This is a genomic window from Klebsiella sp. (assembly GCF_027492335.1).
In the GTDB taxonomy this organism is placed as follows: Bacteria; Pseudomonadota; Gammaproteobacteria; order Enterobacterales; family Enterobacteriaceae; genus Klebsiella; species Klebsiella huaxiensis.
The window spans coordinates 1-14,099 of record NZ_JAPUEW010000043.1 but is presented as its reverse complement, the minus strand read 5'-3'; the positions used below and the strand labels follow the sequence as shown (position 1 = coordinate 14,099).

Genomic DNA, 14,099 nt, shown 5'->3' with positions numbered 1-14,099 from the left:
GGTCTTACTCCTGTCACAAGAAAATTAGCGGCAGCCGTGCCGTAAAAATATCTCCCTTAATAACAGTAGACGGCGCGCTTAGAGCCCCCGGGGAAATTTATTCAGGTTGTGACAAAGGGCGCATTACGCAACAATTAATTAACATGAGATAACTTTGTGGATTATAGACAAGGAGTTAGCGGGGTAATACGACTATGCGAATTTCCTATGGTTAGTCGCGGTAAAATAATAACCAGCATAATGCCCGGTTTATTTAACGGGCCGGGATAGTCGACTGGAAATAAACAAAAGTGACTTCAGTTACTCCAGACAACTAACCAAGTGCGAACCTCTGGAATTGCCCGGCGGCGCTTCGCTTGCACGGGCCTACCGAAATATAGAGGTTTTGTAGGCCGTGTAAGGCGCTAGCCGCCACTCGGCAGAAATACGAGAACCATGGCTAAAACAGGTTTGTTATCCGCCTCAAGCTACTTCAACATCTCGCGGATCAGCTCCCCCAGCCGTTTCACCCCCTGCTCCTCTTTTTCGCCCCAGCCCCATGCGGTATTAAAGCGGAAAAATGAGGTCCAGCTGGCGGTGGTGGAAAACATTTTTCCCGGGGCGATGCTGATGTTATACGCCAGCGCACGCGCGCTGAGTTCACCCGCGTCGGCCCCGGCGGGCAGCTCAAGCCAGAGAAAATAGCCGCTATCGCTGTGGTGGATTTTGACCTCGGCGGGAAGATGGCGAAGCAGCGCCTGCCAGGCCAGCTGTTTGCGCTCGGCAAGCTGGCGGCGTAAACGCCGCAGATGCGCGTCGTAGCGTTTGGTCGAGAGATAATCCACCAGTGCCAGCTGCATCGGCGAACTGGTGGAGAGTGTGCTCATTAGCTGCAATTGCTGAATACGCCGGGCGTGTTTGCCCGCAGCCACCCAGCCGATGCGAAACCCGGGTACCAGACACTTAGAAAATGAGCTGCAATGCAGCGTCATGTCATCACGATCCCAGTACTTCGCCGGCAGCGGCTTCTCGCGGCCAAAATAGAGTTCACTGTAAACATCATCTTCAATCAGTACCACGTTATAGCGCGCCAACAAAGCGACCAACTGCGCTTTTTTCTCCGCGCTGAGCGTGAAGCCAAGCGGGTTCTGACCGTTGGTCATCAGCCAGCAGGCCTTGACCGGATAGTTCTGCAACGCCTGCTCCAGCGCGGCAAGATCAATCCCCTCTTTCACATCGGTCGCCACCGACAGTGCCTTCAGGCGCAGCCGCTCCAGTGCCTGAAGCGCGCCGTAGAAACAGGGGTTTTCCACCACCACCCAATCACCCGGTTCCGTCACCGCCTGCAGGCTGAGATTCAACGCCTCCAGCGCCCCGGCGGTAATCACGATTTCGTCCGGAGAGATATTCATTCCCTGCAGCGCATAGCGGCGAGCAATGGCGTGACGCAGTTCATCGTTACCCGGCGGCAGGTTTTCAATCACGCTCATGGCAGTGGCGGTTTTGCTCACCTGCGCCAACGAGCGGTTAAGCTGCGGCAAGGGGAACAGCCGCGGGTCGGGAAAGGCCGAGGCAAAAGGCAGCATCGATGCTCGTCTGCTGGCCTGTAGCACATCAAAAATATAGGTGTTGATATCCACCGCTTCATCGCGCGTTACCTGTGCGGGCGGCTCCGGCTGACGTTGTTTGATCGGCTGCGGCGCAACATAATAGCCGGACTGTGGACGAGCGATAATCCGTCCCTGGCTTTCCAGCAGTTGATAGGCGTGGCTGACGGTCATAAAGCTCATCCCGCTGCTCACCACCTGTTCGCGCAGCGACGGCAGCCTGTCGCCAGGTAGCCATACGCCAAGCGCAATCTGTTCGGTAAGCTGCTGCGCCAGCTGCTGGTACTTTTTCATCGTCGGGTCCGGTTTATCATTCTTGTAACCAATGATATATCAGATGAAAAATAATGGCAGTTTATAAAAACTGTTATGGTGTGTAGTGAAACAACACATTCCCCGGAGGCGGCTGTAAATCCGTAGCCCGCAGATGGAGGTAGATCCGTAGCCCGGCGATCCGGGAAATATCCATCCTGCGTTTTGCCAAAATTTCATAACAGAACCTAACTGTTATAGGGAAAAACAGCGTTTCTGTTCCTGCAACCAGTTCAGAACGAGGCCTAGAATTGCGCTGAATCAATTTTGTTGCGGAGTTCTGCATGTTCGGTCTTGATGCATTCCACCTGGCGCGGATCCAGTTCGCCTTCACCGTGTCATTTCATATTATCTTCCCCGCCATCACCATTGGATTAGCCAGCTACCTGGCGGTGCTGGAGGGGTTATGGTTAAAAACCAGGAATCCAACCTGGCGCTCGCTTTACCACTTCTGGTCGAAAATCTTCGCCGTTAACTTCGGGATGGGCGTGGTCTCCGGCCTGGTGATGGCCTACCAGTTCGGCACCAACTGGAGCGGGTTCTCCGAGTTCGCCGGGAGCATAACCGGCCCGCTGCTGACCTATGAAGTGCTGACCGCCTTCTTCCTTGAGGCCGGATTCCTCGGCGTGATGCTGTTCGGCTGGAACCGCGTCGGGCCCGGCCTGCACTTCTTCGCCACCTGCATGGTGGCGCTGGGGACGATTATCTCCACCTTCTGGATCCTCGCCTCCAATAGCTGGATGCAAACGCCGCAGGGGTTTGAAATCGTCAATGGGCAGGTGGTGCCGGTGGACTGGTTCGCGGTGATTTTTAATCCGTCGTTCCCTTACCGCCTGCTGCATATGTCGGTAGCGGCCTTTCTCAGCAGCGCGCTGTTTGTCGGCGCATCGGCGGCATGGCACCTGCTGCGCGGCAACAATACCCCCGCCATTCGCGCGATGTTCTCTATGGCGCTGTGGATGACGCTAATCGTCGCCCCCATTCAGGCAATGATTGGTGATATGCACGGACTGAATACGCTCAAGCACCAGCCCGCAAAAATTGCCGCTATTGAGGGACACTGGGAGAACATTCCTGGAGAGCCGACCCCGCTATTGCTCTTCGGCTGGCCGGATATGCAGCAGGAACGCACTCGCTACGGTCTGGAAATTCCGGCTCTCGGCAGCCTGATCCTCACTCACAGTCTGGACAAACAGGTGCCCGCGCTCAAAGAGTTCGCCCCGGAAGACCGGCCTAACTCCACCATCGTCTTCTGGTCATTCCGCCTGATGGCCGGGCTAGGCATGCTGATGATCCTGCTCGGCGCGCTGGCACTGTGGCTGCGCTATCGCGGTCGCCTGTATCACTCCAGGCCGTTTCTGCGCTTTGCGCTGTGGATGGGGCCGTCCGGGCTTATCGCCATTCTCGCAGGCTGGGTCACCACCGAGGTGGGCCGCCAGCCGTGGGTAGTTTACGGCGTACAGCGCACCGCCTATGCCGTTTCCGCTCACGGCGACCTGCATATGTCCATCAGCCTGCTGACCTTTATTGTGGTTTACAGCTCGGTATTTGGCGTCGGCTATAGCTATATGCTGCGCCTGATTCGTAAAGGGCCCCAGGAAGCGCAGCCGCCCACATCAGGTACGCCAGCGCGACCGCTTTCCGCCGCGGCAGAAGGTTTTCAGCAGAAGGAGTCCCACTAATGGGTATCGATTTATCGGTTATCTGGTTTGTCATTATCGTCTTCGCCACCCTGATGTATATCGTGATGGACGGCTTCGACCTGGGCATTGGCATTTTATTCAGCACCACACGGGATGCTGCGGACCGCGACGTGATGGTAAATAGCGTCGCGCCGGTATGGGATGGCAATGAAACCTGGCTGGTGCTCGGCGGCGCGGGCCTGTTTGGCGCTTTCCCGCTGGCCTACGCGGTAATTATTGACGCGCTGGCGATCCCGCTCACCCTGATGCTGATCGGCCTTATTTTTCGCGGCGTCGCCTTTGAATTCCGTTTTAACGCTACGCCATCACACCGTCCGTTCTGGGACAGAGCCTTTATGGGGGGTTCAATTCTGGCAACCTTCACGCAGGGCATGGTGGTTGGCGCGGTGATCAACGGCTTCGCCGTCAGCGGCCGCAGCTTCAGTGGCGGAATGTTTGACTGGCTCACGCCGTTTACCCTGTTTTGTGGCCTGGGTCTGTGTATTGCCTATGCGCTGCTGGGTGCCAGTTGGCTGGTGATGAAAAGCGATAATGCGCTGCACAGAAATATGCGCGTAACCGCGCGCGGATTGCTACTGGCGCTACTGATAGTGATTGTCGCCATCAGCATCTGGACCCCGCTGGCAAAGTCAGCTATTGCCGAACGTTGGTTTAGCTTGCCCAACCTTTTCTTCTTGCTGCCGGTGCCGTTGCTGGTCGCGGCGATAAGCAGCTGGCTGTGGCGATCACTGGGCAACAGTACGAGTCACCTGCTGCCTTTTGTCCTGACACTGGGGCTGATATTCCTTGGCTTTAGCGGTCTGGGGATCAGTATCTGGCCGCATATTATTCCACCGGGTATCACCCTTTGGCAGGCCGCCGCTCCGCCACAAAGCCAGGGCTTTATGCTGGTCGGGGCACTGCTGATACTCCCCGTGATCCTCGGCTATACCTTCTGGAGTTACTACGTTTTTCGCGGCAAAGTTCAACATGGTGAGGGGTATCATTGATGCAACGATTATGGCTTAAACGGACGTTATGGATGGTCGCCCTGTGGGGAGGCAGCGTGCTGGCGCTGGCGGCGGTGAGCATGGGGTTCAGACTACTGATGACGGCCGCCGGACTGAAAGTTTAGCCGAGCGGAGAGAATAATCTGATACACGGCATCTCCATTTTGTCTTCACTTTTCTCTGTTGAAATATTTGAGCATATAAAAATAAAGGATGTTGTTATGAAAAAGGTTCTTTTGCTTTCTGCTGTGATGTCGCTTGGGCTGTCATCGTTCGCTTTTGCTGCAGATAACCCGCCGCCGCCGGAAAAAGCGTCTGCTCAGCAGAGTAACCACGGCCACGATAACAAAGCGCCGCAGCACAACGGCAAGCAACCGCCAAAAGGCGAGCAGCATGACGGTAAACAGCCACCGAAAGGCGATCGTCAGGATGGTAAACAGCCGCCAAAAGACGGTAAACACCAGCCGAAAAGCAACCACAATGACGGCAAGCAGCCGCCAAAAGGTGAGCGTAAAGACGGTAATCAGGACGGCAAGCCGTTACCGCCGAAAAACTAATAAGTTTCCCTGCCCGATAGCAACCCTGTCGGGCTTTTTTTCGCCATCCGTCAGGTTGTACTGACAAAGGCTTTACCGTTATCAGACGCCCTTGCGTTTTGGTAGAGTTTTCAGCAGATCGTCCGGGCTAACGGACGCAACGATACTGCCCGGCAGCGGCATTTTCAGGATATGGTTTTTCATCTTGCCAATGACGTGCATTTCACACGGACGGCAATCGAACTTCAGCGTCAGCACTTCATCACCATGGATCAGCTGCATCGGCGTCGCTTTCCAGCTCTTAATCGAACCTTTGGCCTGTTTCGGGCACAGGTTGAAGGCAAAGCGCAGGCAGTGCTTGGTGATCATCACCGGCACATCGCCCTTCTCTTCATGCGCTTCATAGGCGGCGTCAATCAACTGTACGCCATAGCGCTGATAAAACTCGCGGGCCTTGTGGTTGTAAACGTTCGCCAAAAACGACAGGTGCGTTTCAGGATAGACCGGCGGCGGCACGCAGACCGGCTTACGGCTGCCGCGGACCACGGCTTTCAGGCGCGCGTCATCCAGCATTTCTACCGTTTCACGACGCAGTTGATTAAGCAGACTGTTCGGCACAAACAGCGCTCCCGGCAAATTAACCTGCACAGCGCGCGAGTAATAAATCGTCTGGCCTAGCTTTGCCACGCCGTCGCGCAGGTTCGCCAGCGCTTTCTCGGCCTGAGTTGCTTCAGAAAACTCGCCGTCCAGAGTATGGGTAACGCTCACGCCTTCTTCGCTGGTCATGGTTAAGACTAGTTGTTCCTGCCAGCCGCTCAGTTCAATATCCACCGCGATTCGACGTTCACTGGAGGTTTTCAGCAACGCCTGCTGCCAGTTATGATCGAGGTTGCGATTCAACGGCTGGTGCGGGCGCACTTTGTACATGTCGGCGGGCATTTCATTCGGCCATACGCGATAGCGGTTTTCGCCGGTTTTTTCTACCGTATTGGCGCGAAAACCGACGATTTCACGTTTGATCATCACGTTCAGACCATCGCCGTTAGTCAGCGCCTCGGTCACATCAACATCAAGAAAATCCTTCCCCACTTTCAGCACTTCGCCCACCGGCAGGCCGATAAACTTCGGGGAGTCAAACGCGCCGATATCGTCTTTACGCGCATTAACAAAATAGTCGGTACTGCCGCGATGGAAGGTTTTATCGGTTGAAGGAACAAAGAAGTGTTCGGTGCGACCGGCGGAAGCGCGCGCCAGATCGCCTCGATCTTCAATAATCGCGTCCAGCATCTGGCGATAATGCGCGGTGATATTCTTCACGTAGCTCATATCTTTGTAGCGACCTTCAATCTTGAAGGAGCGCACGCCCGCATCGATCAGTGCCGCCAGGTTGGCAGTCTGGTCGTTATCTTTCATCGACAACAGATGCTTTTCATAGGCCACAACGCGGCCCTGATCGTCTTTCAGGGTATAAGGCAGGCGGCAGGCCTGCGAGCAGTCGCCGCGGTTAGCGCTGCGACCGGTCTGGGCATGGGAGATATTGCACTGGCCGGAATAAGCCACGCACAGCGCGCCGTGAATAAAGAATTCAATGGTCGCATCGGTGTTATCGTAAATGGTCTTAATCTGCTGAAGATTCAGCTCACGAGCGAGAACAATCTGGCTAAAACCGACGTCGGAGAGAAACTTTGCTTTCTCGACGCTACGGATATCACACTGGGTACTGGCGTGCAGTTCGATCGGCGGAATATCGAGTTCCATCACCCCCATATCCTGAACTATCAGCGCGTCGACGCCAGTCTCGTACAGGTCGGTAATCAGGCGCTGCGCCGGTTCCAGCTCATCATCATGAAGAATGGTGTTCAACGTCACGAATATTTTCGCGCCGTAGCGATGGGCAAAAGGCACCAGGCTGGCGATATCGCTCAGGCTATTGCTGGCGTTGTGGCGCGCGCCAAAGCCCGGTCCACCGATATAGACCGCGTCGGCACCGTGTAAAATCGCTTCACGAGCGATCGCGGTATCGCGGGCAGGACTGAGAAGTTCAAGATGATGGTTTTGCAGGCGCATACGCTCGTCGTTATCCATTATAGGGGGGTCGAAATGGCGGCTATTGTAGTCAGAACTGCACACAGACCAAAACATTTTCCGCCGCCGCATCGGTGGGAATTTTCAGTTTTCAGCAAAGCATTGAAGAAAAAGGTATTTCCCTGAGAAATAGGCTAAGGATACAGTCATCACGTATTCCGGATTTTCCTCGTCACGTTGTGATTTGTTGTCTCGGTCATTTGCCTGGCCGCGAGTTCGCTCGCGGTTTTTTTATTTTTCTTTCGGGTAGTGGATCAGCGAATGGAAATGGGCAGTCTGCGCGCTACTATTGCGATAAGCATGGGCTAAGTCACCGGCGAAACGCCGCCCCTCACCGGGCTGCAACGACAACCACTCGCCTTGCAAACAGAGATCCAGCACGCCGCTAATCACCACCACATGCTCGATAACCCCTTGCTCATGCGGCGTAGACTCACTCAGCGCGCCGGGGGCCAGGGTAATGGAGAAATGGTCAAATCGTAGCACCGGGTCCCAGGGAAATATTGGCGTCACCACCATCGCCTGCTGCTGCGGGTCAAATGCGGCCGGTGCGGCGGTATCATCGGCCACGATAAACGCGGAGAACGGCACGTTCAGGCCGGTGGCAATCTTCCACAATGTGGCGACCGTCGGGCTGGACTCGTTACGTTCAATCTGGCCCAGCATCGCTTTGGATACGCCGGTTTCTTCCGCTAGTCGCGACAGGCTCCAGCCGCGCTGTTGGCGCAACGCTTTTAGGGTCGCCGACAGATGTTGCGCAATATTCATTCCACCTCCCAATAATATCTGAGGGAATTATACGCATATTCACCTGATTCTACAGGTATCGCTTTACCTTCCCAAACCCGAGCCAACAGAAAGCCAGTTGTACGCTATAGCGCACAGTGTTAAATTAAATCGACCGCTATAACGCACAAGAGATACTCATGCGCACATTTACCGTACCCTTTCCGACGCTGCTTGCCGGATTTGTCGCCGTATTAGTCGGCTACGCCAGCTCCGCCGCCATCATCTGGCAGGCCGCCGCTGCCGCGGGAGCCGATGCCACGCAAATCGCTGGCTGGATGACCGCATTAGGTCTGGGAATGGGCGTCAGTACCCTGGCGTTAACCTTGTGGCAAAAGGTTCCTATTCTTACGGCCTGGTCAACTCCCGGCGCAGCGCTACTGGTCAGCGGCTTGCAAGGAGTCACGCTGGCGCAGGCGGTTGGCGTCTTTATTTTTGCCAATGCCTTAATCGTACTTTGCGGCGTCACCGGCCTCTTTGCCCGTTTGATGAAGATCATTCCCCATTCGCTGGCGGCGGCAATGCTGGCCGGGATTTTGCTGCGCTTTGGCATGCAGGCTTTCGCCAGTCTGCAAGGAAATCTGCTGTTATGCGGCAGCATGCTGGCCGCCTGGTTGCTGTGCAAAACCTGGTTTCCGCGATTTGCCGTGGTAGCCGCTCTGCTGGCGGGCGGTGTCGTTGCCGGGTTAAGCGGAAACGTGACAACGTCACAAATTAGTTTTAGTTTTGTCGCCCCTTCTTATATTGCTCCGGTGTTTACCCCTGCGCTGCTGCTTAGCGTCGGTTTGCCTTTTTTCCTCGTCACCATGGCGTCACAAAACGCCCCCGGCTTCGCCACGCTTCAGGCTTCAGGTTATCGGGTCCCCGCTTCACCACTGATCGTGGCAACCGGCGGCCTGGCGCTGCTGCTGTCACCTTTTGGCGTGTATTCCATCTGTATCGCGGCGATTACCGCCGCCATTTGCCAGAGCCCGGAAGCCCATCCGGAACCGCAAAAACGCTGGCTTGCAGCGGCGGCGGCAGGCATTTTTTATCTGCTGGCGGGGATATTTGGCGGCTCCATTACCTCCCTGATGGCGGCGTTGCCGATAGCATGGATCCAGATGCTTGCGGGACTGGCGCTGCTCGGTACCATTGGTGGCAGCCTGTTTCAGGCACTAAACCATGAAAATGAACGCGATGCGGCGGTGGTAACTTTCCTGGTCACCGCCAGCGGCGTAACGCTGGTAGGTATTGGATCTGCTTTTTGGGGACTGGTGCTTGGCGGCGTCAGCTATGTTCTGCTATCAACGCTGCGCCGCGCGTAGCTGTGATGGCGTCAGACCGGTGGCACTTTTAACCCGGTTGCTAAAATGGCTGGCGGAGCTAAAACCGCAGGCCATGGCAATATCGGTTAACGGCAACTGACTATGGTAAATCAGCGCCTGCGCTTTGATCATACGACGCTGCATCACGTACTGATGCGGCGCCATCTTCATCGATTGGCGAAACATTCGCGCGAAGTGATATTCGCTCAATGCCGCTTCCAGAGCCAAATCAGCGAGGGTTAACGGCTGGTCCAGATTCTCCTCAATCCATTCCAGCAGATTGCGCAAGACGTGTGGCGCAAGCCCGCCTGTCACGGTGGGTAAACGCCACTGAACGTTAGAGTAATTCTGGATTAAGTGCGTGAGAAGCAGCGTGCTGGCCGAACTCAGCATGAGCTGATTAGCCTGCTGCTGCCAGTCGTTATCCAGCAGAAACTGGCGATAGACGGCCGTTATCTTGTCATCGCTGGAGAAGGTTTTTTCCTGCAAGGTGAATGAGGCCGGGCTGCGGTCCCAAATCTGCTCGCCAACCCGGCGCAAATGCGCGTCCGTGCAGTACATATGGACAAACGAAAGGTCACCACGAATATCCCAGGTGCTCTCATCTCCTTTCGGCATCAGGCAGAAACGATCCGGTCCGCCGCCATTTTTCCAACCATGAGGCGTTTTTTGGTAACTTTCGTAACCATCGGCAATATACAGGCTCAGCGTATGGTGGTCACTTTGAACGGTGATGGTATCAAGATTGTTATACCACGCCGCCAGCTGAATACCGGAGTTGAGCTTCACCGTCTCCCGCAGCACGGCATTTTTTTGACGCAATGTTTCGAAAGTCCCGTAAGCCATAGCCTTCACATTCCCGATTTCACAGGTCTCTATACCCTAAATAATTCGAGTTGCAGGCAGGCGGCAAGTGAGAAAGTCCCGATGAGCTTACTCAAGTAAGTGATTCGGTCGAACGAGCGTAGCCAACGCACAAGCAACTTGAAGTATGACGGGTATAGTCTATGAAGAGTCACGGGCAGATACCAGCCTTCACTCACCGGCAACTAAAAATAAGCGCAAGAATTTGCAAGTCGGTAACAAGTTGATGACAGCGTGGCGTAGCCTCAGGCGTCAGAATGATCGGTACAACACTCACGGGAGAGACATTTTGAACGCATTACTCTACGGATTAGTCGTCGTTATCTGGGGCACGACGTGGATTGCTATTTTTTTGCAGCAGGGACCGGTCGCCGCGCCGGTGTCCATTTTTTGGCGTTTTGCCGTAGCCAGCGTCACGATGCTGACCGTGCTGCTAATCACCCGCCGCCTGCGCCCGCTGGCCGCTCGCGACCATCTCTTCTGCCTGCTGCAGGGCTGCTGCGTATTCTGCTTTAACTTCTGGTGTTTCTATACCGCCGCCGCGTATATCAATACCGGCCTGGAGTCGGTGATATTCTCCATGGCGGTGTTGTTCAACGCGATTAACAGCTTTCTCTTTTTCCGCCAGCAGCCACCGGGACGTTTCTGGCTGGCCGCCTCACTGGGCCTGGCGGGTATCGTTACGCTGTTCTGGGATGATTTATGGGCCAACGGCCTGAATGCGTCGCTCTTATTGGGCATAGCGCTCAGTGCGCTGGGAACCTACGGCTTTTCTCTGGGTAATATGCTCAGCATCCGCCACCAGCGCCGCGGTCTGGAAACATTAACCACCAACAGTTGGGCCATGCTTTACGGTACGCTGGTGATGGGCGCCATTGCTCTGATACGCGGGGATGATTTCACGCCGCAGTGGACGTTCAGCTATATGGGAGCACTGCTGTATCTGGCCCTGTTTGGCTCGGTGATTGCTTTCGGTGCCTATTTCACTCTGGTCGGCAGAATTGGCGCGAGCAAAGCCGCTTACAGTACTTTGCTGTTCCCGCTGGTTGCGTTAACAATTTCGACGTTTTATGAAGGGTATATCTGGCACAGCAACGCCGTGGCTGGATTGGCGTTGATTCTGGTAGGGAATCTGGTGATGTTTGCTCGTCCTGAGCAGTGGTTTCTGCGCCGCAAACTGGCATAGGTTTTATCGGGTCAGTTTATGTCAGGTGGCGGCTAACGCCTTACCTGACCGACAAAACCTGAACCCGATGCGTATGTCTGACTACCAATAAAAAGGCGCTATCAACTCATAGCGCCCTTCTTAACTAATAAAACTGACTTAGCGATTACTTGGGTCGAACTTCACCGCATCAATCGCCATATCGTCAATGACCTGCTTCAGCGTATCAACGGTCAGCGGCGTACTTTCGTTGGATAACGTTTTCCCCTCGCCCTTACGCACGACTTTAATGACCGGCTTGTTGGTCGCCGCATCGATCAGCTCACCTTCAAAGTACAGGTTAGTATCCATGGTACGGTGACCTGTTGCTGCCTGGGTGCCCGCGATAACCATCGCTACCGGAATCACTTCGTAGAACTGCAGTCCTTCTTTGCTGGAATCCACGCCGGTGATGGCACCACGGAAGATCAAGCTACGTTTACCTGCGGTGGTTGCCAGCGGCTTACGCTCGGAAATAGCCTGTTTCATCTCTTTGTTGGTGTAATTTAAGATATCAGCCAATGCCTTTTCGCCAACCTGCGTCGTCGGTTTTGGTACCGGATAATAAGTGATCGGGTTATAAACAACGTTATCGTAATTGCTCGGATTATAATCCGGAGAAATCCAGCGCAGCTCCGGTTTACCGGAAGCGGAGGTGGTTTCTTTTAAGCTTGAGTAATCTTTTAAAAAACCCGAATATTGTTCAGGTTTAGCGAGTTTTGATGAGCAACCGGCTAACGCTAGCAGGCCGGCAAGCGCGGCGACCTTAAAAAATAACTGAGTACGCATAGGTTAATCCCTGTGAATGCAATCGTTCGGCATGTGTTATAACAAAATACAGGGGTAAGTTTTGTGGCAAAAATGGTGATACGTCAAGTACCTGAATAAAATAAACCCGCCGTTGCCAGCGGGCCCTCATTCTTTATTTATTTTATATCCACCTGGTAAAAAATATGCTTACCAAAGGGATCGATTTCGTAACCAGTAACATTTTTACGTACGGGTTCAAAAATAGTCGAATGGGCAATCATCACCGCCGGCATCTGGTCGTGCATCATCTGTTGCGCCTGGAGATAGAGAGCTTCGCGTTTTGGGCGATCGGTTATCGATTTAGCTTCGGTAATCAGTTTATCAAATGGTTGATAGCACCATTTCGCCGAGTTAGAACCACCGTTAGCCGACTGGCAGGTGAATAGCGGGCCGAAGAAGTTATCCGGATCGCCGGTAGCCGTCGTCCAACCCATCAGCGCCGCCTGATGCTCACCATCCTTCACGCGCTTTAAATATTCACCCCACTCATAGGTGGTGATTTTGGTTTGCACGCCAATTTTCGCCCAGTCGGCCTGAATCATCTCGGCCATGCGTTTAGCATTCGGGTTATAGGGCCGCTGGACCGGCATCGCCCACAGGTCGATAGTGATCGGACCTGCAACCCCCGATTCATCCAGTAGAGCTTTGGCCTTCTGCGGATCGTATTCATAATCTTTCAGATTGCTATCCGCACTCCACACACCGGGCGGCAGCAGGTTTTTCGCCGCCGTACCGGTACCATGGAATACCGCTTCAATAATCGCCGGTTTATTGATCGCCATGGCTAAGGCCTGACGAACTTTGACGTTATCCAGGGGCGCTTTCTGGGTATTAAATGCCAGGAAGCCGGTGTTGAGACCCGCTTTGCTCATCAGATTGATATCTTTGTTCTCTTTCATCCTCGGCAAATCAGCCGGGTTGGGGAACGGCATAACCTGACACTCATTCTTCTCAAGCTTGGCATAGCGTACTGAGGCATCCGGAGTAATGCTGAAGATCAGCCTGTCGATATTGGCCTTCCCCTGCCAGTATTCCGGGAAAGCAGTAAAAAGAATGCGCGAATCTTTTTGATACTGAGCGAGTTTAAACGGACCAGTACCAATCGGGTCCATATCCACCCGCTCCGGCGTCCCGGCTTTTAACATCGCATCGGCATATTCCGCCGATAAAATAGAGGCGAAATACCAGGCAAGATCGGCAACAAACGGCGCTTCCGCATGGGCGAGCGTAAAGCGAACCGTATATTCATCCGGCTTATCGATATTGGTAATTAATTGACCAAACTCGAGACTTTCAAAATTGGAATAATTACCACTGGAGACATTGTGATAAGGATGCTTAGGATCTTTTTGCCGCATAAAAGAGAAAATCACATCGTCGGCATTAAAATCACGGGTCGGTTTAAAATATTTATTACTCTGAAACTTAACGCCTTTACGTAAATGGAAAGTATAAACTTTGCCATCTTCGCTGACCTCCCAGCTTTCGGCCAGGCTCGGCTGCAGTTCGGTGGTCCCGGCCTTAAAATCGACCAACCGGTTGTAGACAGGCACCGCGCTGGCATCCACGCTAGTACCAGAGGTGTAGAGCTGAGGGTTGAAGTTTTCCGGCGATCCTTCGGAACAGTAGACCAGCGTTTTTGCGCTAATAGCCGAGCTGGCCGTCAGCGCGGCTAATGCCAGAGCAAGCGTCGTGAATCTGCGTTGCATATGCTTTCCTTTTTAATTTTTCAGCTAATTTATATACCTAAATAATTCGAGTTGCATGAAGGCGGCAAGAGAGGGAGTCCCCAGGAGCTTACTAAAGTAAGTGACTGGGGTGAGCGAGCGCTGGCAACACACATGCAACTTGAAGTATGACGGGTATAGCTTGTTGTTTTGCCATTCATACATAACACTAAAGCCTCATTGCAAACAC

Annotated in this window: 12 protein-coding genes; 6 read left to right on the top strand and 6 right to left on the bottom strand. The window is 53.9% G+C overall.

The annotated features are described in order from the left end of the window. Positions 1-467: 467 nt before the first annotated feature. Complete coding sequence (locus QVF11_RS13145) at positions 468-1,880, bottom strand: aminotransferase-like domain-containing protein (protein ID WP_112216861.1); 1,413 nt, start codon at positions 1,878-1,880, stop codon at positions 468-470. Between the two features lie 302 nt (positions 1,881-2,182). Between QVF11_RS13145 and QVF11_RS13140 the strand changes: the two genes are divergently transcribed. From QVF11_RS13140 to QVF11_RS13125, 4 genes are all read left to right on the top strand, one after another. Beyond that, positions 2,183-3,580, top strand: coding sequence for a cytochrome ubiquinol oxidase subunit I (locus QVF11_RS13140; protein ID WP_287857348.1), 1,398 nt, complete (start codon positions 2,183-2,185; stop codon positions 3,578-3,580). Then, on the top strand, positions 3,580-4,590 hold the full coding sequence (gene cydB, locus QVF11_RS13135; protein WP_142515372.1) for a cytochrome d ubiquinol oxidase subunit II: 1,011 nt from the start codon (positions 3,580-3,582) through the stop codon (positions 4,588-4,590). The genes QVF11_RS13140 and cydB overlap by 1 nt, the downstream gene beginning before the upstream one ends. Beyond that, positions 4,590-4,715 carry a DUF2474 domain-containing protein gene (locus QVF11_RS13130; RefSeq protein ID WP_139538144.1) on the top strand — a complete coding sequence of 42 codons (126 nt, stop codon included), beginning with the start codon at positions 4,590-4,592 and terminating at the stop codon, positions 4,713-4,715. The genes cydB and QVF11_RS13130 overlap by 1 nt, the downstream gene beginning before the upstream one ends. 96 nt (positions 4,716-4,811) lie before the next feature. Then, complete coding sequence (locus QVF11_RS13125; RefSeq protein WP_142513652.1) at positions 4,812-5,147, top strand: hypothetical protein; 336 nt, start codon at positions 4,812-4,814, stop codon at positions 5,145-5,147. 81 nt (positions 5,148-5,228) lie between these two features. Here QVF11_RS13125 and QVF11_RS13120 read toward each other — a convergent pair whose 3' ends face one another. Both QVF11_RS13120 and QVF11_RS13115 read right to left on the bottom strand, forming a co-directional pair. Then, complete coding sequence (locus QVF11_RS13120) at positions 5,229-7,193, bottom strand: peptidase U32 family protein (RefSeq protein WP_287857351.1); 1,965 nt, start codon at positions 7,191-7,193, stop codon at positions 5,229-5,231. A gap of 249 nt (positions 7,194-7,442) precedes the next feature. After that, positions 7,443-7,979 carry a helix-turn-helix domain-containing protein gene (locus QVF11_RS13115; protein ID WP_142513649.1) on the bottom strand — a complete coding sequence of 179 codons (537 nt, stop codon included), beginning with the start codon at positions 7,977-7,979 and terminating at the stop codon, positions 7,443-7,445. A 158-nt stretch (positions 7,980-8,137) separates the two neighbouring features. Between QVF11_RS13115 and QVF11_RS13110 the strand changes: the two genes are divergently transcribed. Then, positions 8,138-9,304: a benzoate/H(+) symporter BenE family transporter gene (locus QVF11_RS13110; RefSeq protein ID WP_112216869.1), complete on the top strand. Its 1,167-nt coding sequence runs from the start codon at positions 8,138-8,140 to the stop codon at positions 9,302-9,304. On the opposite strand, the gene QVF11_RS13105 is transcribed toward QVF11_RS13110, so the two are convergent. After that, complete coding sequence (locus QVF11_RS13105) at positions 9,284-10,150, bottom strand: helix-turn-helix transcriptional regulator (protein ID WP_112216870.1); 867 nt, start codon at positions 10,148-10,150, stop codon at positions 9,284-9,286. The genes QVF11_RS13110 and QVF11_RS13105 overlap by 21 nt on opposite strands. Before the next feature lie 307 nt (positions 10,151-10,457). Here QVF11_RS13105 and QVF11_RS13100 point away from each other — a divergent pair, with 307 nt between their 5' ends. Continuing rightward, a complete protein-coding gene (locus tag QVF11_RS13100; RefSeq protein ID WP_287857342.1) occupies positions 10,458-11,354 on the top strand; it encodes a DMT family transporter in 897 nt (298 codons plus the stop codon). A 138-nt stretch (positions 11,355-11,492) separates the two neighbouring features. Here the strand turns inward: QVF11_RS13100 and QVF11_RS13095 are convergent, their stop codons facing one another. Further along, positions 11,493-12,161 (bottom strand): DUF3313 domain-containing protein, encoded by a 669-nt coding sequence (locus tag QVF11_RS13095; protein WP_112216872.1) that lies wholly within the window; start codon positions 12,159-12,161, stop codon positions 11,493-11,495. Between the two features lie 137 nt (positions 12,162-12,298). Beyond that, on the bottom strand, positions 12,299-13,891 hold the full coding sequence (locus QVF11_RS13090; protein ID WP_185930821.1) for an ABC transporter substrate-binding protein: 1,593 nt from the start codon (positions 13,889-13,891) through the stop codon (positions 12,299-12,301). Positions 13,892-14,099 lie beyond the last annotated feature (208 nt).

Coding starts and splice junctions, on each gene's coding strand:
- QVF11_RS13145 (WP_112216861.1), bottom strand. CDS start 1,880: ATGAAAAAGTACCAGCAGCTGGCGCAGCAGCTTACCGAACAGATTGCG.
- QVF11_RS13140 (WP_287857348.1), top strand. CDS start 2,183: ATGTTCGGTCTTGATGCATTCCACCTGGCGCGGATCCAGTTCGCCTTC.
- cydB (WP_142515372.1), top strand. CDS start 3,580: ATGGGTATCGATTTATCGGTTATCTGGTTTGTCATTATCGTCTTCGCC.
- QVF11_RS13130 (WP_139538144.1), top strand. CDS start 4,590: ATGCAACGATTATGGCTTAAACGGACGTTATGGATGGTCGCCCTGTGG.
- QVF11_RS13125 (WP_142513652.1), top strand. CDS start 4,812: ATGAAAAAGGTTCTTTTGCTTTCTGCTGTGATGTCGCTTGGGCTGTCA.
- QVF11_RS13120 (WP_287857351.1), bottom strand. CDS start 7,193: ATGCGCCTGCAAAACCATCATCTTGAACTTCTCAGTCCTGCCCGCGAT.
- QVF11_RS13115 (WP_142513649.1), bottom strand. CDS start 7,979: ATGAATATTGCGCAACATCTGTCGGCGACCCTAAAAGCGTTGCGCCAA.
- QVF11_RS13110 (WP_112216869.1), top strand. CDS start 8,138: ATGCGCACATTTACCGTACCCTTTCCGACGCTGCTTGCCGGATTTGTC.
- QVF11_RS13105 (WP_112216870.1), bottom strand. CDS start 10,150: ATGGCTTACGGGACTTTCGAAACATTGCGTCAAAAAAATGCCGTGCTG.
- QVF11_RS13095 (WP_112216872.1), bottom strand. CDS start 12,161: ATGCGTACTCAGTTATTTTTTAAGGTCGCCGCGCTTGCCGGCCTGCTA.
- QVF11_RS13090 (WP_185930821.1), bottom strand. CDS start 13,891: ATGCAACGCAGATTCACGACGCTTGCTCTGGCATTAGCCGCGCTGACG.